Annotated in this window: 23 protein-coding genes; 13 read left to right on the forward strand and 10 right to left on the reverse strand. The window is 72.5% G+C overall.

Features of this window, described 5'->3' with window-relative positions:
* The first annotated feature begins 12 nt into the window (after nt 1–12).
* The gene (locus tag ACPXBU_RS29285) at nt 13–555 is read left to right on the forward strand and encodes a DUF1360 domain-containing protein (RefSeq protein WP_393373881.1); all 543 of its coding nucleotides are present in this window, start codon (nt 13–15) and stop codon (nt 553–555) included.
* Between the two features lie 56 nt (nt 556–611).
* Here the strand turns inward: ACPXBU_RS29285 and ACPXBU_RS29290 are convergent, their stop codons facing one another.
* The 3 genes from ACPXBU_RS29290 to ACPXBU_RS29300 form a co-directional block, all read right to left on the reverse strand.
* Nucleotides 612–806: a hypothetical protein gene (locus ACPXBU_RS29290; protein ID WP_393373878.1), complete on the reverse strand. Its 195-nt coding sequence runs from the start codon at nt 804–806 to the stop codon at nt 612–614.
* A gap of 23 nt (nt 807–829) precedes the next feature.
* The gene (locus ACPXBU_RS29295) at nt 830–1,063 is read right to left on the reverse strand and encodes a hypothetical protein (RefSeq protein ID WP_393374041.1); all 234 of its coding nucleotides are present in this window, start codon (nt 1,061–1,063) and stop codon (nt 830–832) included.
* A 414-nt stretch (nt 1,064–1,477) separates the two neighbouring features.
* Complete coding sequence (locus ACPXBU_RS29300) at nt 1,478–2,572, reverse strand: 3-deoxy-7-phosphoheptulonate synthase (RefSeq protein WP_393373875.1); 1,095 nt, start codon at nt 2,570–2,572, stop codon at nt 1,478–1,480.
* Nucleotides 2,573–2,846: 274 nt separating this feature from the next.
* Here ACPXBU_RS29300 and ACPXBU_RS29305 point away from each other — a divergent pair, with 274 nt between their 5' ends.
* Nucleotides 2,847–3,065 (forward strand): hypothetical protein, encoded by a 219-nt coding sequence (locus ACPXBU_RS29305; protein WP_393373872.1) that lies wholly within the window; start codon nt 2,847–2,849, stop codon nt 3,063–3,065.
* On the opposite strand, the gene ACPXBU_RS29310 is transcribed toward ACPXBU_RS29305, so the two are convergent.
* Complete coding sequence (locus tag ACPXBU_RS29310) at nt 3,032–3,769, reverse strand: phosphodiesterase (protein ID WP_425760620.1); 738 nt, start codon at nt 3,767–3,769, stop codon at nt 3,032–3,034. The two genes, ACPXBU_RS29305 and ACPXBU_RS29310, sit on opposite strands and share 34 nt — an antisense overlap.
* A 101-nt stretch (nt 3,770–3,870) precedes the next feature.
* On the opposite strand from ACPXBU_RS29310, the gene ACPXBU_RS29315 reads away from it, so the two are divergent.
* The 4 genes from ACPXBU_RS29315 (at nt 3,871) to ACPXBU_RS29330 (ending at nt 8,321) form a co-directional block, all read left to right on the forward strand.
* Nucleotides 3,871–5,160 (forward strand): M16 family metallopeptidase, encoded by a 1,290-nt coding sequence (locus ACPXBU_RS29315; protein ID WP_425760622.1) that lies wholly within the window; start codon nt 3,871–3,873, stop codon nt 5,158–5,160.
* Entirely contained in the window at nt 5,157–6,494 is a 1,338-nt protein-coding gene (locus ACPXBU_RS29320; RefSeq protein ID WP_425760624.1) for a M16 family metallopeptidase, read from the forward strand. Before ACPXBU_RS29315 ends, ACPXBU_RS29320 begins: the two co-directional genes overlap by 4 nt.
* A gap of 243 nt (nt 6,495–6,737) precedes the next feature.
* Nucleotides 6,738–7,763, forward strand: a complete 1,026-nt coding sequence (locus ACPXBU_RS29325; RefSeq protein ID WP_425760626.1) for an aspartate-semialdehyde dehydrogenase — start codon at nt 6,738–6,740, stop codon at nt 7,761–7,763.
* Between the two features lie 117 nt (nt 7,764–7,880).
* The gene (locus ACPXBU_RS29330; protein ID WP_425760628.1) at nt 7,881–8,321 is read left to right on the forward strand and encodes a PPOX class F420-dependent oxidoreductase; all 441 of its coding nucleotides are present in this window, start codon (nt 7,881–7,883) and stop codon (nt 8,319–8,321) included.
* Between the two features lie 160 nt (nt 8,322–8,481).
* Here ACPXBU_RS29330 and ACPXBU_RS29335 read toward each other — a convergent pair whose 3' ends face one another.
* Nucleotides 8,482–9,063 (reverse strand): nucleotidyltransferase family protein, encoded by a 582-nt coding sequence (locus ACPXBU_RS29335; RefSeq protein WP_393373859.1) that lies wholly within the window; start codon nt 9,061–9,063, stop codon nt 8,482–8,484.
* A gap of 144 nt (nt 9,064–9,207) precedes the next feature.
* On the opposite strand from ACPXBU_RS29335, the gene ACPXBU_RS29340 reads away from it, so the two are divergent.
* From ACPXBU_RS29340 to ACPXBU_RS29360, 5 genes are all read left to right on the forward strand, one after another.
* Nucleotides 9,208–9,915, forward strand: a complete 708-nt coding sequence (locus tag ACPXBU_RS29340) for a TMEM175 family protein (protein ID WP_425760631.1) — start codon at nt 9,208–9,210, stop codon at nt 9,913–9,915.
* 72 nt (nt 9,916–9,987) lie between these two features.
* Nucleotides 9,988–10,404, forward strand: a complete 417-nt coding sequence (locus ACPXBU_RS29345) for a CBS domain-containing protein (protein WP_357067067.1) — start codon at nt 9,988–9,990, stop codon at nt 10,402–10,404.
* A gap of 206 nt (nt 10,405–10,610) precedes the next feature.
* Nucleotides 10,611–10,982, forward strand: a complete 372-nt coding sequence (locus ACPXBU_RS29350) for an SCP2 sterol-binding domain-containing protein (RefSeq protein ID WP_393373853.1) — start codon at nt 10,611–10,613, stop codon at nt 10,980–10,982.
* Entirely contained in the window at nt 10,982–13,042 is a 2,061-nt protein-coding gene (locus tag ACPXBU_RS29355) for a glycogen debranching N-terminal domain-containing protein (RefSeq protein ID WP_425760633.1), read from the forward strand. Before ACPXBU_RS29350 ends, ACPXBU_RS29355 begins: the two co-directional genes overlap by 1 nt.
* A gap of 84 nt (nt 13,043–13,126) precedes the next feature.
* The gene (locus tag ACPXBU_RS29360; protein ID WP_393373848.1) at nt 13,127–13,882 is read left to right on the forward strand and encodes a lysophospholipid acyltransferase family protein; all 756 of its coding nucleotides are present in this window, start codon (nt 13,127–13,129) and stop codon (nt 13,880–13,882) included.
* 30 nt (nt 13,883–13,912) lie between these two features.
* On the opposite strand, the gene ACPXBU_RS29365 is transcribed toward ACPXBU_RS29360, so the two are convergent.
* From ACPXBU_RS29365 to ACPXBU_RS29385, 5 genes are all read right to left on the reverse strand, one after another.
* Nucleotides 13,913–14,635, reverse strand: a complete 723-nt coding sequence (locus tag ACPXBU_RS29365; RefSeq protein WP_425760636.1) for a hypothetical protein — start codon at nt 14,633–14,635, stop codon at nt 13,913–13,915.
* A 72-nt stretch (nt 14,636–14,707) separates the two neighbouring features.
* Nucleotides 14,708–15,421 (reverse strand): response regulator, encoded by a 714-nt coding sequence (locus ACPXBU_RS29370; protein WP_393373843.1) that lies wholly within the window; start codon nt 15,419–15,421, stop codon nt 14,708–14,710.
* A complete protein-coding gene (locus tag ACPXBU_RS29375; protein WP_425760638.1) occupies nt 15,394–16,602 on the reverse strand; it encodes a hypothetical protein in 1,209 nt (402 codons plus the stop codon). The genes ACPXBU_RS29370 and ACPXBU_RS29375 overlap by 28 nt, the downstream gene beginning before the upstream one ends.
* Complete coding sequence (locus ACPXBU_RS29380) at nt 16,592–17,767, reverse strand: sensor histidine kinase (protein WP_393373839.1); 1,176 nt, start codon at nt 17,765–17,767, stop codon at nt 16,592–16,594. Before ACPXBU_RS29380 ends, ACPXBU_RS29375 begins: the two co-directional genes overlap by 11 nt.
* Nucleotides 17,768–17,884: 117 nt before the next feature.
* Nucleotides 17,885–18,280: a VOC family protein gene (locus ACPXBU_RS29385; protein ID WP_425760641.1), complete on the reverse strand. Its 396-nt coding sequence runs from the start codon at nt 18,278–18,280 to the stop codon at nt 17,885–17,887.
* Between the two features lie 154 nt (nt 18,281–18,434).
* Between ACPXBU_RS29385 and ACPXBU_RS29390 the strand changes: the two genes are divergently transcribed.
* Nucleotides 18,435–19,436 (forward strand): hypothetical protein, encoded by a 1,002-nt coding sequence (locus ACPXBU_RS29390; protein WP_425760643.1) that lies wholly within the window; start codon nt 18,435–18,437, stop codon nt 19,434–19,436.
* A 263-nt stretch (nt 19,437–19,699) separates the two neighbouring features.
* Nucleotides 19,700–20,413 (forward strand): GAF and ANTAR domain-containing protein, encoded by a 714-nt coding sequence (locus tag ACPXBU_RS29395; protein ID WP_425760759.1) that lies wholly within the window; start codon nt 19,700–19,702, stop codon nt 20,411–20,413.
* Nucleotides 20,414–20,449 lie beyond the last annotated feature (36 nt).

The following is a 20,449-nucleotide window of genomic DNA, read 5'->3' on the forward strand; positions in this document are numbered from 1 at the left end:
TAAGGAGACCGGGTGAGCGACACTGGCCTGCGACAGAAGGCGGCGCGGCTGCGCCGGGCGTACGCGCCGCACGAACACCGGCCGCTCGGCGGCTATCTGGTGGCGATGGGCGCCTACGCCGGAGTGACCGGGGCACTCGCCGGTCTGGTCAAGGTGACAGGTCGACAGGTGCCGGAGCGTCCCGCCCCGTCCGACGTCGTGTTGCTCTCCATCGCCACGCACAAGCTGAGCCGGCTGCTGTCCAAGGACGCCGTGACCAGCCCTCTCCGCGCGCCGTTCACCCGCTACGACCGCCCGATCGGCAGCGGTGAGGTGATGGAGCAGGTCCGTGACTCGGGCAGCCCGACCCGGCATGCCATCGGCGAGCTGCTGAGCTGCCCCTTCTGCCTGGCCGTCTGGGTGGCCACCGGGCTGACCGGGGGCCTGGTGCTGGCACCCCGGCTGACCCGGCTGGTGGCCACCGCGCTGACGGCGGTCGCCGCGTCCGACTTCCTCCAGATGGCGTACGCGACGGCACAGCAGGCCGCCGAGGGTGGGCACCACGACGACGACTGATCGAACAGACGCACGAAGGGGGCCGGCAGACGCCGGCCCCCTTCGTCGTACCTGCCTCAGCGCTCCATGCCGGACCAGCCGTGCGGCGACTCCGGCTCGCGTTCGTCCTCGTCCGCCCCGGTGACGACGTCCCGGTCCACGGCGGTGCGGTCGTGTTCGTTGGCGAAGTCCGGCTCGGGCGTGGTGTCCCTGCCCTTCGGCGGTTGGCCCAGCGCCGGCACCTTCTCGTCGTGGTCTTCGTGGTGCGTCATGTCGGTGTCCCTTCTGCGGTGACTCAGCCGATGGAACCGCCCAGCAGGTCGCTGGCCTCGTCCACCGAGTACTCGCCCTCGGGCAGCGCGTCGATTCGGGCGAGCAGATCCGGCGAAAGTTCGGCGGCCACCGCCTGTCGGTAGATCTCCGCCTGGGTGACCCGCTCCTGCGCCCGGTAGACGTCGTTCAGCAGGTCGTCGAGGGCCCGGGTGTCCGGCTCGTCGGTCACGAATGCGTCGTCGGTCACCTCGATCAGCTACCCGGGGCGGAATCGGTCAAACGCACCGCTGACTCGTCTGCGCCGCCGGGCGATGGCGCTGTGAGGTTCCCTTTGCTCTGCACCCGCGCATGCGACAGTCACCGCCCGTAGGCGGCGCGCGGGTGGGTGCAGAGCAAAGAACGCGGCTGCTGCTGGTCGGTCGACTCGGCCTGTCCGGTCTGCTCGGAGTTCGGGCAGACCGACAGAGACAGCGCCGCCCCCGGCCTTGTGGGCCGGGGGCGGCGCTGGTGTCGGTGTGCAGGTCGCCTCTCGGCGAGTGGCACTACGCGGCTCCAGCCGGACGGTATTCCGCGAAGGCTATTTAGGTGAGGCCCGGGGACACATGACACACCGACACCTCGGTCAACGAGTCGACCCCCGCCCGTGTTCCACGCGCCGCAGTGGCGGCGGTCACACCGTCGCGGGCAGGGTGGCCCGCCGGGCCCGCACGGCGGAGGCCAGGTGGTCGAGCACCTCGACGGTGTCGTCCCAGCCGAGGCAGGCGTCGGTGACCGACCGGCCGTACTCCAGCTCCCGGGTCGGGTCGAGATCCTGCCGGCCGGGCAGCAGGAACGATTCCAGCATCACGCCGGTGATCCCGCGCTGGCCGGCGGCCAGCTGGGCGGCCACGTCGGCGGCGACCCGCGGCTGGTTGCGGTGATCCTTGCCGCTGTTGGCGTGACTGGCGTCGATCACCAGCCGCTCCGGCAACCCGGCCGCGCGGAGCAGGTCGAGCGCTCCGGCGACCGAATCCGCGTCGTAGTTGGGCCGGCCGCCCCCACCGCGCAGCACCAGGTGGCCGTCGGTGTTGCCCCGCGTGTGCATGATCGCCGGGGTGCCGGAGAAGTCGATGCCGGGGAAGACGTGGGGCACCCCGGCGGCGCGGATCGCGTCGACAGCGGTGCTGATGCTGCCGTCCGGGCGGTTCTTCATGCCGATCGGCATGGACAGACCCGAGGAGAGCTGGCGGTGCACCTGACTCTCCACGGTACGGGCGCCGATCGCACCCCAGGCCACCGTGTCCGCGATGTACTGCGGCGTGATCGGGTCGAGGAACTCGCAGCCCACCGGCAGGCCGACGCGCAGCACGTCGAGCAGCAGCGCCCGGGCCAGCCGCAGACCGGTGTTGACGTCCCCGCTGCCGTCCAGGCCCGGGTCGTTGATCAGGCCCTTCCAACCGACAGTCGAACGCGGCTTCTCGAAGTAGACCCGCATGACGATCAGCAGGTCGTCGGCCAGCCGGTCGGCTGCCGTACGCAGACGCCGCGCGTAGTCGAGGGCAGCGGCGGGGTCGTGCACCGAGCAGGGGCCGACCACCACCAGCAGGCGGTCGTCCTCGCGATCGAGCACGCGACCCACCGCACGGCGACCGGTCAGCACGGCCGACGCGAGCGAGGCGTCCAGGGGCAACTCGTGGTGTAAGAGGGCGGGCGTGGTCAGCGGCACGACACGGTCGATTCGCTGATCGCTGACCCGATCGGTCTCCGGGGTCGTCACGGTGGGCATCCTTCCGCCGACCGTGCCCGGGGCCGGTGCCCGGGACGAGCCGGCTGCTCGTACGCAAAAGGGCAGGAACGACAGCTCCTGCCCAGCCGGCTCGGTCCGTGGTGACGTCAGTTCATGGTGAAGTCACCGGCGTGCGAGCCGGCTGCCTAAACCATCGATAGGAACGCGTCACGGGGACCAGCCTACCCGACCGGACGGGAACCGCCGGCCCGTCGTCCCAAGATGCGGGGCGGAGACCGCGTGCCAGGGGCGGGGTCGGGGTAACAGGGGTGCCATGACTGACGAGCAGAGCGATCAGGAACGGGTGGAGTCCCGCGCCCACCACCTCCTGCCCGAGGAGGCCGCCGTGGGCAGCGACGACCCGGAGGCGCAGGCCGAGGCCATCCTCGCCGAGTCGGACATCCGGGAGGCGGACCAGAACGCGGCGCCCGACACGGTGCTGGAACGTCGTACCTCGGATCAGACGGTGGTCGCGGTCGAGCCGCCGGACTGAGCGGCGGCCCCGCGTGCCCGGCGGGACCCCCGGTAGGTGTGCTCCCGCAGCCAGGCCAGCGGACCTGCCGCCCGCAGTTCGGGTGGCAGGTTCCGCACCGGGTCGAACGCGAGCGCTGCGTCCTCCTCGGCGCTGAGCGGGGCACCGAACTCGACCTGCCCCACCGGCCGCCACGGCCCGACGGCGGACGCGACCGCCAGCACCAGGCGTGGCGCGTCCGTCCTGGTCGCGGCGGCCACCGTGTGCAGGCTGCGCCCGAGGTCGATGGAGTCGGGGTCGGCGAGCGCGGCCAGCCAGAGCCGGCGCCGGCCCGCGCGGTAACCCACGATCGTGCTGTACGTCCCGGTGAAGCAGCGTCGGGGCAGCGGCAGGTTCCGCAGCAGCGGGGCCGCGCCGCTGGAGCTGACCAGCAGGTCGAACGGTCGACCGGTGTCCCGGTGCAGGCGCAGCGCGACGCCCAGCACGTCCGGCCAACCGCCGGGCGTGGGGGTGCCCTTGGAGAACCGGACGGTGGCCCGGTACCGGCCGGGGTCGTCGAGCAGGCCGACCCCGATGGGTGGTCCGGGCGTACCCCAGATCACCACCTCGCCGACGAACGAGCGACCGGCCGGATGCAGCAGCCGGCCGTGGCGCAGCCGGCCGAGCGCGGCGCTGGCACGTTCGACGACGGCGGCGGACCGGGACGGGGGCGGGGTGACGGTCATGGCCCTCCGGTACCCCGGACGGCGGCCTCGATGCCCGGGGTCGGCGCGCTCGACCCACCACACGTCACCTTTCCGCCCGCGAGATCGGATAGCGTCGGGGTATGCCCGACAGTGGTTACCCCTGGCCCATTGAGACGTCCCGACTGGACAACGGCCTGCGCGTGGTGGTGAGTGAGGACCGCACCGCGCCCGCCGTGGCCGTCAACCTCTGGTACGACGTCGGTTCCCGACACGAGCCGACCGGGCAGACCGGCTTCGCCCACCTCTTCGAGCACCTGATGTTCGAGGGCTCGGTCAACGTGGCGAAGACCGAACACATGAAACTGATCCAGGGCTCCGGCGGCTCGCTCAACGCCACCACCAACCCGGACCGGACCAACTACTTCGAGACGGTCCCGACCGAGCACCTGGAGTTGGCGCTCTGGCTGGAGGCCGACCGGATGGGCGGCCTGGTCCCCGCGCTCACCCAGGAGACGCTCGACAACCAGCGGGACGTGGTCAAGAACGAGCGCCGGCAGCGGTACGAGAACGTGCCGTACGGCGACGCCTGGCTGCGTCTGCTGCCGCTGCTCTACCCGGCGGGTCACCCGTACCACCACGCGACGATCGGCTCGATGGCCGACCTGAACGCCGCCGACCTCGCCACCTTCCAGGCGTTCCACCAGACCTACTACGCGCCGAACAACGCGGTGCTCACCGTGGCCGGCGACGCCACCGCGTCCGACGTGTTCGCGCTCGCCGACAAGTATTTCGGCGCGCTGCCGGCACGCGACGACATCCCGGCCGCCCCGGACGGTCGCAACGTCCCGGCGACCGGGCAGACGGCGATCGAGTCGGTAAGCGCCGACGTGCCGGCGCCCCGGGTGTACGTCGCCCACCGCACCTACCCGTTCGGCAGCCCGGAATACCACGTGATCAACGTGCTGGCCACCGTCCTCGGCAGCGGTCGGGGCAGTCGGCTCTACCAGCGCCTCGCCGACGGTGAACGGATCGCGCAGCCGGACCTGGTCGGGGCGTACGGGGTGGACCTCGCGCACGCCCCGGCACCGCTGATCGCCACCGCCACCGCCCGCCCCGGAGTGAGCGCCGAGCGACTGGCCGAGGGGCTGGCCGAGGTCGTCGACGAGTTGGCCACCGTGCCGGTCACCGCCGCCGAGCTGGATCGGGCCAAGGCGATGCTCAGCACCGGATGGTGGCGTCAGCTGTCCACCGTGGACGGCCGCGCGGATCTGCTCGGCCGGTACGCCACGCAGTTCGGTGACCCGGCCCGCATCGCCGACCAGTTGCCGGGTCTGCTCGCGGTCACCGCCGAGCAGGTCGCCGAGGCCGCCGCCGACGTGCTCGCCACCGACCGGGTGCTGCTGACCTACCTGCCCGAGGAGACCTCATGACGCTGATCGCCGACCGTCCCGCCCCGGGTGCCGCCCGTCCGTACCGGTTCCCGCCGGTGGTCCGCCGCGCCGTGGCCGGTGGCCAGGTCGTCGCCGCGCACCTGCCGGGGCAGAACCTCGCCGTGGCCCTGCTGCTGCTCGACGTGGGCGCGAGCCAGGAGCCGGTCGGCAAGGAGGGCCTGTCCGGCGTGCTGGCCAAGGCGTTGGAGGAGGGGACCGCGCAGCGGGACGCCGCCGCGTACGCGCTCGCCGTCGAAGGGCTGGGCACCGCGTTGTCGACCGGGCTGGACTGGGACTCGTTCCAGGCCAGCGTGGTGGTCCCGGTGGACCGGCTCAGCGCCGCCGTGGAGTTGCTCGCCGAAGCGGTCCGGACGCCGAGGCTGGACCCCGCCGACGTGCGTCGGGTCCGGGACGACGAGGCGACCGCGCTGCGGATGGACTGGGCCAACCCGGGTCCCCGCGCCGACGCCGCGCTGCGCGGTGACCTGTTCGGCGCACAGAACCGGTGGGGCCGGCCGATGTACGGCGACCCGGAGTCGGTCGCCGCGCTGGACGTGGAGGACATGACGGTCTTCCACTCCGAGTGGTTCCTGCGTCCCGGCACCCTGATCGTCGCCGGCGACCTGGACCGGATCGACCTGGACGCGCTGGCCGCCGCGGCGTTCGCCGGCACCGGTGGCGGCCCGGCCGAGCGGGGTGGCCCGATCGACGTGCCGCTGCACGCCGGACGGCGGATCATCCTGGTGGACCGACCCGGCTCGGTGCAGTCCACGCTGCGGCTGGGCCACCCGTCGCCGCACCGGGCGCACCCCGACCACGTGCCGATGACGCTCGCCGGCACGGTCCTCGGCGGGGCGTTCACCTCCCGCCTCAACCACCTGCTCCGCGAGGTGCACGGCTACACCTACGGCGTCCGGGGTGACTTCGCCTCGTCCCGCCGCTTCGGTCGGTTCGGGGTCAGCTCCGGCGTGCAGACCGCGGTCACCGTGCCGGCCCTGGTCGAGGCGGTGGGTGCGATCAGCCGTACCCAGGCCGGTGGGGTGACCGAGGACGAGCTGGCGGTGGCCCGGTCCTGGCGGGCCGGGCAGCTCTCGGTCGAGTTGCAGAGCCCTCGGGCGATCGCGTCCGCGCTGACCACGCTCGTGGTGCACGACCTGCCGGACGACTACCACGCCCGACTGCGGGAGTCCTTGCTCGCCGCCGACGTCGACCAGGTCTCCGCGGCGGCGGCCACCCACCTGCACCCGGACGCGCTGACCCTGGTCATCGAGGGCGACGCAGCCGTCATCCGCGACGACCTGACCGCAGCATCCCTAGGCGACCTGCTCCCCTAACCCGCCGCCCAGCGCCCCCCGCGCTCCGCGCCCCCCACGCGCCCCGCGCCCCGTCCCTCGTTGATCATGAGGTTGTTGTCACGCGCCGCGGCGTGTCGCGGCTGTAACCTCATGATCAACCGGGGGTGGGGGGTGGGCCGGGGGTGGGTGAGTGGGTGGGTGGGGGGTGGGGTTCTGTGATGTGCGGCCCGGCGGTGGGAAAGGGGTGCCGGGTTCGGGGGTGGGGTCGGTAGCCTCGCGGGCATGAGGATCGGCATTGTGGGGGCCACCGGCCAGGTCGGTGGCGTGATGCGGCAGGTGCTGGCGGAACGGGAGTTCCCGGCGGAGCAGGTGCGGTTGTTCGCCTCGGCGCGGTCGGCCGGGCGGGCGCTGCCGTGGCGCGACGGTGAGGTGACAGTCGAGGACGCCGCGACCGCTGACTATTCCGGGCTGGACATCGTGCTCTTCTCCGCCGGCAAGGGCACCGCCCGGGAGTTGGCCCCCCGAGTCGCCCAGGCCGGCGCCGTGGTGATCGACAATTCCTCGGCGTTCCGGATGGACCCGCAGGTGCCGTTGGTGGTCGCCGAGGTCAACCCGCACGCGGCCCTCGATCGTCCCAAGGGCATCATCGCCAACCCCAACTGCACCACGATGGCCGCGATGCCGGTGCTGCGCCCGCTGCACGCCGAGGCGGGGCTTGTCGGTCTGGTCGTCTCCACCTACCAGGCGGTCTCCGGTGCCGGGCTGGCCGGCGTCGCCGAGCTGGACGAGCAGGTCCGCAAGGTCGCCGAGCACGCCGCCGGGCTGGCCTTCGACGGGTCGGCCGTGGAGTTCCCCGCGCCGCGCTCGTTCAGCCAGCCGATCGCCTTCAACGTCCTCCCGCTGGCGGGTTCGATCGTCGACGACGGCTCGTTCGAGACCGACGAGGAACAGAAGCTGCGCAACGAGAGCCGCAAGATCCTGGAGATCCCCGACCTCAGGGTCTCCGGCACCTGCGTCCGGGTGCCGGTCTTCACCGGCCACTCGCTGCAGATCAACGCCCGGTTCGCCCGGCCGCTCACCCCGCAGCGCGCCCACGAGTTGTTGGCCGACGCGCCCGGCGTGGCGTTGACCGACGTGCCGACACCATTGCAGGCCGCCGGGCAGGACCCGACCTACGTGGGTCGGATCCGCGCCGACGAGACCGTCGAGTACGGGCTGGCCCTGTTCTGCTCCAACGACAACCTGCGCAAGGGCGCCGCGCTCAACGCGGTGCAGCTCGCCGAGCTGGTCGCCGCCGAGCGACGCTGACCGTCGCGGTCACCCGAGCCCTCGCCGACGACCGGCGAGGGCTCGGTCGTGTTCGGGCGGAGCGGCGGTCGGATGGGCGTGCTTTGATGGGACGAAGCCGACCCCCTGGAGGAGACCGTGCCGGATGACCGCACCCAACAGGCGCTGACCGACCTGATCTCCGGCCGTTCGATGGGCGTGCTGGCGACGATCAAGCGGGACGGGCGGCCGCAGCTGTCCACAGTGGTCTACTCCTTCGATCGGGACGCCGGCCTGATCCGGGTCTCGGTCACCGCCGGCCGGGCCAAGACCGCCAACCTGCGCCGGGACCCGCGCGCCAGCTTCCACGTCGGCAGCGAGGACGGCTGGGCGTACGCCGTGGTCGAGGGGCGCGCCGAGCTGACCGCGCCCGCCGCCGAGCCCGGCGACGAGACGGTGGAGGAGCTGGTGGCGCTCTACCGGGCGCTCAGCGGCGAGCACCCGGACTGGGACGAGTACCGCCAGGCCATGGTCGACGACGGGCGGCTGGTGTTGCGCCTGCGCGTGGAGCGGATCTACGGAATTCCGCCCCGGGGCTGACGCGCGCCCGCCGCGGTGGGCTTCCGCGCCCGGCGCGGCGGGGCCGGGCTGCCAGCGCCCGTCGCGGTGGGCTACCCACGCCCGTCGCGGTCGGCTGCCTGCGCCCGTCGCGGTGGGTCGACGCGCTCGTCATCGTGGCTGATGCGCCCCTCGCTGCTGGTCAGCCTGGTTCGATCACGGTCACCCCGGGCCAGCGCCGCGCCGGCCGGTGCCGGGCCAACCGCTGTCGAGACCCGGCCACGTCCACCCGGGCCGGGTTGTGCCGCCAGATCCCGCCCAGCAGATCCGCCAGACCGTACGGGGCGCAGACCTCCAGTCGATCGGCCGAGTCCAGGCGGACGGCCACCGCTGTCGCGTACTCCGGCCAGGTGGCGATCGCTTCGGCGACGCTGCGGTACGGGGCGATCGGGTCACCGCCGAACGTCGCCGCGTACCAGGTGTGCACCGCCGCCTGGTTCCGTGCCTCCCACGGCGGCTGCGGCCACGCCCGCGCGAGGAGGGCGGTGGCCTCGTGGTCGTCGTCGCGGGTCAGCCTCGCCGGGTCGAAGAAGACCACGTCCACGTCCCGGACGGTCGTCGGGTCGAACCCTTCGCCGTAACGTTCGCCCCAGACCAGGTCGCGCAGGACGCCCGCGCCGATCCAGGCGTCCGGCAGCCCGGAGTCACGTACCACGCCCAGCGCCCGGGTCAGCCAACGGCTGTCGTCGACAAGTTCCCGCAGTTCCCCCTCGCCCGGTATCACCCGCCCACGTAGGCGGCGGAGCCGAGGAGTGTCGCCCACGGGCGGGTGTGCCGCCCGCCGACGGGTATAACGCGCTGCCGCGCGACTCGCGGAAGGGCAGGCACGCGGGAAGGCGGAAGAGCAGGAACGCGGGGAAGGAGTGGGATGGGTGACGACACGACACGTGACGAGACCCGCCCCGGCGGCCCGACCCTGCGTCGGGAAACGTCCCGTCTGCTGTCGTTCAGCGACGGTGTCTTCGCCATCATCATCACGCTGCTGGTGCTCGACCTCCAGCCACCCCGGGTGGGGCGCGGTCAGTTGCTGCACGCGCTTGTCGAGCAGTGGCCGGCGTACCTCGCCTACGTCACGTCGTACGTCATCGTGGCGGTCAGTTGGATCAACCACCGGGCCACCTTCAATCGGGTGACAAGCAGTGGCAAGGGCCTCCAGTGGTACAACCTCGGGGTGCTGTTCAGCACCGCGCTGCTGCCGTTCGCCACCTCGGTGCTCTCGCAGGCCCTGCGGGAGGGGGACCGGGCGGACCAGCGGACCGGCGTGGTCCTCTACGGTCTGGCCGGCGCGTTTCTCTCGGTGACCTGGCTGGGGCTGTACCACTACCTGGCCCGACATCACGATCTGTTGGACGAGGCCGTGACGGGTTCGTTCTTTCCCAGCGAACGGGTACGGGCCGCGGCCGGCGTCCTGGGGTACGGGCTGGCGGTTCTCGTCGGATACCTGGTCAACCCGCTGTTCGCGCTTGTGGTCTTCCTGCTGCTGCCGATCTTCTTCTCGCTGACCAGCAGCGGCCTGTACGAGTTGCGGCGCCTGCGGCACCCGCGGCACTCACACCCGCGGCACCCGCGCAGATAGACACCGGCGGTCGGCGTTACCCCCTCCCGGGCGGCGGGTAGACGGCCGTGCCGACACCGAGAGGGGAGCACCATGACAACGGTCGGAGAGTTCATGACGACCCGGTTGGTGACGATGGACGGCAACGAGACGCTCATCGCCGCCGCGCAGGAGATGCGCGACAGTGCGATTGGTGACGTGGTGGTGACCGATGGCGACAACGTGGTCGGCATCGTCACGGACCGGGACATCACGGTGCGTGGTGTCGCGGAGAACATGGAACCCGGCTCGACACGACTGGGCCAGATCACCACCCGCGATGTGATCACCGTGAGTCAGTACGACGACGTGGTGGCCGCCGCGGACCTGATGCGCACGTACGCCGTACGCCGGCTTCCGGTGATCGACGACGGGCGCCTGGTCGGTCTGATCTCGATGGGTGACCTCGCGGTCGAACGCGAACCGCAGTCGGTGCTCGCGGACATCAGCGCCGACGATCCGAACAACTGACCGTCCGCCGCGGGCGCGCGCCGGCTCTCCCCTCGCGGGAGGGCCGGCGTCGCGCTGCCGGGACGACGCCGCCGCTCACCCGATCCGGGCGAGGTTGACCGGAGGAGCGGCGGGGACCCGTGCGGGGACGTGCAACGCCGGCCGGCCGCGCGACGCGCGAGCGCGGTGCGGGATCTGGGGCCCGGCAACTGGGAGGAGTGGACTCGATGGTGGACGCGACCACGAGGTTCTTCGAGGACCTGGACCGGCGGGGGTACGAACCCCTGCTGGCGAAGACCTCCGGGACACTGCGTATCGACCTGCACGAGGGGGCGCAGACCCGGCACTGGCTGCTGAGAATCGACCACGGCCGGGTCGACGTGAGCCAGGAGGACCGGGAGGCCGACACGGTCATCGGCGCGAGCCCCGTCCTTTTTGACGACATCGCCGCGGGCCGCGAGCACGGCCTCGCCGCGCTGTTGCGGGGGGACATGACGGTGACCGGTGACGCCCGGCTGGTGGTGCAGGTGGAGCGGATCTTCCCGAGTTCACCGGACGCCCGGGGGCCCCGTCGACGCTTCGCGGGGGAGGGGTACTGATGGGGCAGTCCAACACGGTTCGGATCCTGGACGGCAACACGTTCGTCGTCTGCGAGGACACCGGCGACATCGAGGCGACTCCGAGCGAGCCGACCGGGCTCTTCTCCCTCGACACCCGGTTCCTGTCCACCTGGGTGCTGACCGTCAACGGTGAGCGGCTCAACTCGCTCTCCTACGACGATCTCCAGTACTTCGAGTCCCGGTTCTTTCTCGTCCCGGGGATGGCCACGCACTACGTGGACGCGAAGCTGTCGATCATCCGCGAGCGTGCGGTGGGCGGCAGTTTCTGCGAGCAGCTCACCATCCTCAACCACGACGAGAAGCCTGTCGATCTGGAAGTCCGGATGGACGCGGCGTCGGACTTCGCCGACCTGTTCCAGGTCAAGGACGAGATCCTCAACAAGAAGGGCGAGATCTACACCGAGGTCGAGTCCGACCGGCTTCGGCTGGGCTACCGCCGGGGCAACTTCCGGCGGGAGACGGTCATCTCCTCGTCGATGTCGGCGCGGTACGACCGTGAGGGTTTCGCGTACACCGTGCACCTGGAGCCCAACGAGCAGTGGGAAGCCTCGATCGACGTCCAGACGCACGCGGTGGGTCCGGGCGGCCGGGACCTGCGGTTCGGGCTGCGCGTGCACGGCAACGAGCGGCTCGCCCTCCAGCACGACCTGGAGCAGTGGATCGCCGACGCTCCGAAGGTCAACAGTCAGCACGGTCGGGTGGCCAGCACCTACCGGCGCAGCCTGATCGACCTGGCCGCGCTGCGCTTCTCGCCCCTGTCGCTGGGCGGCGCCACCCTGCCGGCCGCCGGCCTGCCCTGGTTCATGACCATGTTCGGTCGGGACAGCATCTTCACCTGCCTGCAGACGCTGCCGTTCACCCCGCAGTTGTCGAAGACGACGCTGCGGATCCTCGCCTCGTTGCAGGGCAGCCGGTTCGACGACTTCCGCGACGAGGACCCGGGGCGCATCCTGCACGAGATGCGGTACGGCGAGACCGCCGCCTTCGAGGAGCAGCCGCACTCGCCGTACTACGGCTCGGTGGACGCGACGCCGCTGTTCGTGGTGCTGCTCGACGAGTACGAGCGGTGGACCGGGGACGTCGCGCTGGTCAAGGAGTTGGAGCAGGAGGCCCGCGCGGCGCTGCGCTGGATCGACAACTACGCCGACCTGGTCGGCAACGGCTACATCTGGTACGAGCGGCGCAACACCGACACCGGCCTGGAGAACCAGTGCTGGAAGGACTCCTGGGACTCCATCTCCTACTCCGACGGCACGCTGCCACCGTTCCCGCGGGCCACCTGCGAGGTGCAGGGGTACGCGTACGACGCGAAGGTCCGCGCGGCCCGGATGGCCCGCCAGTTCTGGGGCGACCCGGAGTTCGCCGACGAGTTGGAGCGCGAGGCGGCAGCGCTGAAGGAGCGGTTCAACCGGGACTGGTGGGTCGCCGACGGCGAGTTCTACGCCCTGGCCCTGGACCCGGACGGCCGCCAGTGCGACATCCTCAGCTCCAACATCGGCCACCTGCTGTGGAGTGGGATCGTCGAACCCGAGCGGGCGGAGAAGCTCGCCCAGCACCTGGTGGGGCCGCGGCTCTTCTCCGGTTGGGGCGTGCGGACGCTCGCCGAGGGGGAGGTCCGGTACAACCCCATCGGCTACCACAACGGCACGATCTGGCCGTTCGACAACTCGTTCATCGCCTGGGGCCTGCGCCGGTACGGCTTCGCCGAGGAGGCCGCCACCATCGCCAACGGCATCCTGGACGCGGCCACGTACTTCGACGGCCGGTTGCCGGAGGCGTTCGGCGGCTACCCGCGGGACCTCACCAAGTTCCCGGTGGAGTATCCGACAGCGTGCAGCCCGCAGGCCTGGTCGACGGGCACCCCGCTGCTGCTGCTGCGGACCATGCTCGGTCTGGAGCCGCACGACGGTCACCTGGCGGTCGAGCCACGACTGCCGGTGGGCATGGGGCGGATCGAGGTGCTGGACATCCCTGGTCGCTGGGGTCGGGTGGACGCGTTCGCCCGGGGCCGACTGGACCTGGACAAGCTCGCCGACTGACCGACCGGCCCGCCGAGCCGGCGGCGGCGCGCGACCCGCGCCGCCGCCGGTCCGCCACCCAGCCGGGCAGGGTAGATTCTGCGGATGCCGGAGCTCGTGTACCCGCCCGTTATCGCCGCTGCCAAGACGATGTTCCGTCTCCTCGATCTGAAGATCACCATCGAGGGCGCCCACCACGTGCCGCGTACCGGCGGGGCGGTGCTGGCCGGCAACCACATCAGCTACCTCGACTTCATCTTCGCCGGTTTCGGCGCGAACGCGTCGGGTCGGCTGGTGCGTTTCATGGCCAAGAAGTCGGTCTTCACGCACCGGGTCTCCGGCCCGCTGATGCGCGGGATGCGGCACATCGAGGTGGACCGGGACGCCGGCGCGGCCTCGTTCCGCACCGCCGTCGCCGCCCTCAAGCGCGGCGAGATCGTCGGCGTCTTCCCGGAGGCGACGATCAGCCAGTCGTTCACCGTCAAGGAGTTGAAGAGCGGCACGGTCCGGATGGCCCGCTCGGCGAAGGTCCCGGTGCTGCCGGTCGCGCTGTGGGGGACCCAGCGGCTCTGGACCAAGGGCCGCCCGCGCACTCTCACCCGCCGGCACACGCCGATCACCATCCTGATCGGTGAGCCGATCGACCCGGCGGACTTCCCGAACCCGAACCTGCTGGCCACCGAGCTGAACACCCGGCTCGGCGCGCTCGTCGACCGGGCCCAGCGGGAATACCCGGACGCGCCGGCCGGCCCGGACGACACCTGGTGGCTGCCCGCGCACCTGGGCGGCAGCGCCCCCACTCCGGAGGAGGCCGCCGCCCTGGAGGCCGCCGAGGAGCAGCGACGCGCCACGAGCGTCTGACGTCACGGTGGCCGGATCCGGCCGTCGGCTTCACCGCTGCCCGGATGCCGCGCCGCCTGCGAGCCCGCCCCACGGTGCCGGGTCCGGCCCGGAGCGGTAGTAGTCGTCTCGGGAGTAGAACTCCACCGGGAGCGAACCGGGCAGCGTGACCCGGGAGTCCCCGGCCAGCAGGCCGGGCCCGGCCCGCAGCAGCAGCACGTCGCGCTCCTGGGCGGAGAGGTCGACAAGTTGGGGACGGGTGAGCCGGAACTCGGCCACCGCCCGGCGGACCTGCCGGGCCAGCGCCGCCACCGCCGCGGACGGCCCACCGAGGGCCAGCGCCGGCTGCTGGATGGTGCGCAACGCGTCGCACACAATGAACAACTGTGTCGGCGCGTCCGGCTCGGCTGTCGGCAACTCCAACCGGGACGGCCACTGCCAGCGGATCTGCCCGCTCATCAGGCCGCTCAGCCGCGCGGGCGGCCGTGCCCGGGGCGTGTCGTCGACGACAAGCGACAGTTGGGCGCCGCTGCCCACCCAACAGATCCGCTGGTCGGTGACGGTCACCGAGACCGGCCCGGGTAGCTGCCAACGGCGCCGTGCCTCGCTCGGCCCGAGCAGGTAGCCCGCGACCAGCAGCCGGTGCCGCCCGAGCACCCGCTCACCGGGCGCGGGGCGCAGGTCGTAGCGGCGATCCAGGATTGGCCCCACATCGTCGTCCAGTGCGTCGAACCGGTGGGGACCGATAAAGAAGGGGGACGTGTCGGCGTGCATCGTCACGACCTTCCGGTCAGCTGGCTTGTGTAAGCAGCCTGGCGGATCGGAGGGACGCTGTCATGACGCCTGTTAGGGGGTCGGCCGGTCGTGTGTCGCGTGTGACCGGTAGATGCCGATCTCCTCCGGGCGGACGAGGCCGTCCTCGATCGCGCGGGCGAGCAGCGCCGACTTCGTGGCCGCCGGCCGCCCCGCCCGGGTGTACTTGATCCGCGCCCGGTCGACGTACTGCTTCACGGTGTGCTCGCTGATCTGCATCCGGCGGGCCACCGACGCCTTGGACATCGACTGGAACCAGAGCAGCAGCGCCTCACGCTCCTTGTCGGACAGCATCGGCCGGTCCGGCCGTGGGTCGCCGACCATCGCCCCGGCCAGCGCGGGCGGCACGTACGGCCGGTCGCTCGCGGCGGCCAGCACTGTCGCCACGCAGTGCTCCCGGCCCTCGTGCTTGGCCAGGAACGCCACCGCCCCGGCGTCCAGCGCGGCGAGCATTGTCGGCGGGTCGGTGTGCTCCGAGTAGACCACCACCCGCCGCCCGGCGGCGCTCAGCTCGGCCAGCTTGTCCAGCGCCATCCGCCCGTGCAGCCGCAGGTCGAGCAGGATGACGTCGGCGTCCGGCGCCGTCCGCAGCACCTCGTCCGGGTCGTCCCCGGTGGCCAGTACGGTCAGCCGCGGCTCGGTGGCGAGCCAGGCGCGGACCCCCTCGACCACCACCGGGTGGTCGTCGACGATCGCCACCCCGATCGGCCGGTCGCCGGTCACCGCCGCCACTGGGTCTGCGCCCATCTGATGCTTCCGTCCCGTTCGTAGAGGTGCTCCACCCGTCCGTCGTCGTGCTCCCCCGGGGGTGGACCCGTGGCGTCCGGACCCTCCCGGTCCGGTGTGACCAGACTGACCACCACCTCGTCCGGACCGGAGACCACGGTCAGCCGGGCCCAGTCGCGGGCGTCGGCGAGGACGCCGGTGAGCGGGTCGGCGAGCCGACGTCGGATCTCCACCGGCAGCGGCGGCGGCGTGCCGATGGTGACCAGGTCGATCGGCAGGCCGCCGCGTTCGGCGAGGTCGGCGGCCGCTCGCAGCTCGTGCAGCAGCGGGTCGGGCACGTCGTCGGACTCGGCGATCAGTCGGCGCAGCCGGGCGGCGGCCAACACGCAGCGCCGCTGCACCTCGGGGTCGTCCGGGTCGGCCTGGCCGACGGCCAGCTCCCCGAGCACACGCCCGGCCGTCGAGCCGACCAGGGCGAGCCGGTCCCGGCGTTCCCGCAGGCCACGCTCGGCGGCGTCGCGCTCCGCCGCCATCGCGTGGCCGGCGGCGGAGACGGCCGCCCGTTCACGCGCCAGGCTCACGATCGTCGCGCTGCCCACGAACACCGCCACCGGCAGGGAGAACGTGCCGTAGACGTACATCACGTAGCGGGCCACGTCGGCCGGGTCGGGGCCGTGCCCGAGCACCGCGAGCAGCGCGATCGCCGCGTGCGTGCTCAGCAGCGCGACCAGCCCCGGCACCCGCCGGCCCCAGAGCGCCAGCACGAAGAACCAGCCGAGCGTGCCCCAGACCCAGTTGGCGGCGGTGAACAACTGCCCCTCGCCGACTGCGGCGAAGACGGCCACGTCGACGGTCAGCAGCAGCCCGGCCAGCGGCCACGGCGGCAGCGGCGAGCCGCGCAGCAACCGCACTCCGGCCACCGCGCCGGCCACCGCGACCACCACCCAGCCGCCGAGCACCACAGCCGGCGCGGTGAACTCCGCGCGGGCGGCCAGCACCGCCGGCAGCCCGATGGCGACGTGCCAGGCCAGTGCGATGGCCACGGCGGCGATCCGGGCGCCCCGGTCGGACGCCTGCGCCACGGCGGCCGGCGCGGCGACGCCCGCCGTGGTCGCCGGCTCCCGGGGTGGGGGCACGCTGGTCCGGTCCGGCGCCTCCGTCGCGACGGTGGGGGGCGCCGGAGCGCCGAGATCAGCCGACACCGGGCCACTCCAGTCGGATCCGGGTGCCAGCCCCGGGTGCCGATCGCACGTCGGCCCGCCCGCCGACCGATGCCATCCGGCCGTGGATCGACTCGCGCAAACCGTACCGGTGGGGCGGGACGGTGGCCGGGTCGAAGCCGGGGCCGTCGTCGTCGACCTCGACCGCGACGCCGATCGCGTCCCGGCTCAACCGCAGCCTGACGCGCGCACCCGGCGCGTGGCGGACCACGTTCGACAGCGCCGCGTAGGCGCTCTCGCTCATCGCGTCGGCCACACCGGAGGGAACCGTGCAGGGCGCCAGGTCCAGGTGCGCGGAAAGCTCGGGCAGGCGGGCCGCCACCGCCCGCAACCGTCCGTCCAGCGGCACCGGCCCGTCGCCGGCCACCGGGCCGACCTCGCTGAGCGCGACAAGGGTACGCAGGTCGCCGCCGCACCGGTCGCGGAAGCTGGCCGAGGACCCGGCCACCGCGCCGAGGCCCACCATGGTGAGGGTGCCGAGCACCGTGTCGTGCAGGTCGCGGTTCTGCTGGCGTTCGGCGTCGCGGGCGGCGCGCGCGACGAGCGCCTCCCGGGTCAGCCGCTGGTGCTCGACGAACGCGCGGTCGGCACGACCGATGCGTCGACGCATCACCGCCACCATCATCGCCGTGCAGGCGGTCTGCACCAGCAGGGTGGCCGCGTGCGCCCGAGCCTCGGTGGGGTCACCGGCCGCCTGCGCGCCCGTCGCGTACGTGGCGGTGACGAGCAGCCCGGCCGGGATCGACCAGCGCGCCGGGGCGGCGGCCTGTGCGTTGATCACCGTGGTGCTGGCCAGCACGGCTATCCAACTACCCTCGCCGGGCAGCACACCGGGCGCGACAAGCACGGGGATGAGAAGGCAGGCCACCGCGGTGAGCGCGACGTCGGCCGCGACCAGGTGCCCGGTGATGCCGTGGCGTATCGCCCGGTAGGCGTACCAGAGGGACCAGCCGGTGAGCGTGGCCACCACGGGCAGCAGCACGGCCGGATCGACAGGCGGGGCCTGCACCGACAGCGCCACGGCCCCGCCGATCACGCCGCAGGTCAGGCGCAGCAACGCCGGGATGGTGGTGAAGATGAGGCCCAGCGCGCCACCGGCCGGATTGTCCAGCGTGGGCGGCACGGCGGGGGCGGCAACGGCCGGCATCGGGAAGTGTCCTTCCGACAACGACCCGGTAGGGGTCCGCGCGGCAGAAATCGACATCGGAGAATAGCACGAGCTAGGTGGAGCGTAACCCACTGTACGTGCAATATCGCCGATGCGTCACGGCGTGCTGCGGGGTTGCAGCAGGTCCCACCGATTCCCGTAGAGATCGGTGAAGACCGCCACCGAGCCGTACGCCTCGTGCCGCGGCTCCTCCAGGAAACGCACCCCGGCAGCCACCATCCGGGCGTGGTCGCGCGCGAAGTCCTCGGTGTAGAGGAACAGCCCGACCCGGCCACCGGTCTGGTCGCCGACCCGGGCCCGCTGCTCGGCCGTGCTCGGCCGGGCCAGTAGCAACGCCGTCTCCCGGGCGCCCGCCGGGCGCACCACCACCCAGCGGGAACCGTCCGGTCGAGCGGTGTCCTCCAGCAACTCGAAACCGAGGTCGCCGACATAGAAGTCGATCGCCTCGTCGTACTCCCTGACCAGCAGCGCGACAAGTCCCAGATGTGCCATTCGGTCATCATGCCGGCGGACGTCACCCCTCTGCCCGGCGGCGTCCCCGCCGGTCACCCGCGTCACGCCCGACGGCATGCCGTCGCGACCAGGTGGTCGGAACCGAGCGCGCCGGTCGCTCGTCTGATCCCCGGGTGGAAAGGTGGTGAGCCGGATGCGCTCGGGTCGAACGACACTGACGGTGGCACTGCTCGGCGTGGCGCTGAGTGGCTGCGGTGGCACGGACAACGGGCCGGGCGGCGGTGACAGGCCCGGCCCGGCGCAGATCGTCGAGAAGTGGACCTCCTGCGCCGAAGCGGCACCACAGGCTGGCGCGATCCTGTCCGTGCCGACCACCGGGGCGCCGACACCGGCCGGGGTCGAACCGAGGATCGGGCGCATCGATTCCGCGTTCACCCCGGTCGCGGCGGTGCTCTGCGGGCGGGAGATCCGTCCGGGCACCGGCGGAGGGCAGGACCAGGTCGCCACCGAGCGACGCGCCACGCAGATCGACTCGCTCGTCGCCGCGCTGCGTCTGCCCGATCAGGAATCCGGCCGGGACACCGCCTGCAGCCTGGAGATGCTCGTCCCGCCGTGGTTGGCCCTGCTCGACGACCGGGGCCGTTGGCTGCGGCCGTCCCTGCCGTCGGGCGGCTGCGGCAAGCCACGCCCGGAGGTGCTGGCCGCACTTGCCGAGCTGTCCACGACCACCGTGGACAGCCGGGTTGTCGAGCAGGTCGAAGACCCGGCCGCCGAGGCCGCCGGATGCCCGCAGCGGTGGACGGACCTGGTGTCTGTGGAGACCCGCGACGGCCGGCCCAGGCCTGCCGCGCCGGCCACCTCGCCGGCCGCCGGGCCGCTGCGCCTCTGCGTCTACGAGGTGCCCCCGGCACAGCGGGGCGGTGGCAAACCGGCAGGCGACTTCGTGTACGGCGGGCCGCTGCCCGCCGAGCGTCAGGCGGGTGTGCTGCGGGCGCTGTCCAATCGCCGGGCGGTGGCCGACTGCGCCACCCCGGCGTCCCGCTTCGCGGTGCTGCGCCCACTGGACGGCGGCACCGGCCCCGACCGGTACGTGGAACTCGACGGCTGCCGACGTTTCCTGGTCACGGCGTCGACAGGTGGCGGGCAACTCGGTCAGGGCGACGACGCGCTGGCGGCCCTGTTGGGGCCGGTCTGAGCCGGCCCGCCGGGCCCCCGTCGGGTGGCACCCGCCGCGCCCTCGGTCGGGGCGCTGTCGTGGGACGCCTGGCGGCCAGGGGGGTAGGGTGAAAATTCTGTAGCCCACACCCCCCGTGGGGCGAGGCGAGCCGACGTCAAGAAAGCGGCGTCAGTCCCAGGTCTATCCGAGGATCTGTGCAGCAGCGCGCCACGCGTGCTGCCATCCGCGCGCCCATCGGCTCCGCTGCCCGGCGGGCGCGCCGGCCCGAGGACCTGGTGCACATGCCCCGCCTGCCGATCGACCCTGCCGGCGCGTTCGCCGAACTCGGGAGCATCAAGCTCGCCGAGGTCAATCTCGACGAGGTCCTGCAGCGGGTCGCCGAACTCGCGAAGCGTGTCCTGCCCATGCCGGTGGAGGCGTCGGTCACGTTGATCCGCGGTGGGGTCGGACACACGGCGGCGTTCACCAACGAGGTGGCCCGCGAGATGGACGAGCGGCAGTACGCCCAGGGGCGGGGTCCCTGCCTGGAAGCCGCGGCCAGTGGCGACGTCGTGTCCGTCCCCGATCTCGCACACGAGGACCGGTGGCCCGAGTGGGCCGACCGCGCGCGGCAGCAGGGCCTGGGCAGTTCACTGTCGATCGGCCTGCCGATCCAGGAGGCTGTCGTCGGAGCGCTGAACGTCTACGCGCACACAGCCAGGGCCTTCGACCACGAGACCGTGACGGTGCTGGAGACGTTCGCCTCGTACGCCGCGGTTGCCCTGTCCAACGCGCAGCTCTACGACAGCACCGCGAACCTCGCCCGACAGATGCGCGAGGCGATGGCCAACCGGGCGGTCATCGAGCAGGCCAAGGGCATCATCATGGGCGAAAGACGCTGTGGCCCGGCCGACGCGTTCGCGATCCTGTCGAAGGTCTCACAGGACTCCAACCGCAAGGTCCGCGACGTCGCCCAGGCCCTCGTCGACCGGGCGGCCGGGACGTCCGAGGCCTGACGGACCCGACCGTGGTGGGGCGCCGGCAGCCGACGT

The organism is Micromonospora sp. DT231 (assembly GCF_049847025.1).
In the GTDB taxonomy this organism is placed as follows: domain Bacteria; phylum Actinomycetota; class Actinomycetes; order Mycobacteriales; family Micromonosporaceae; genus Micromonospora.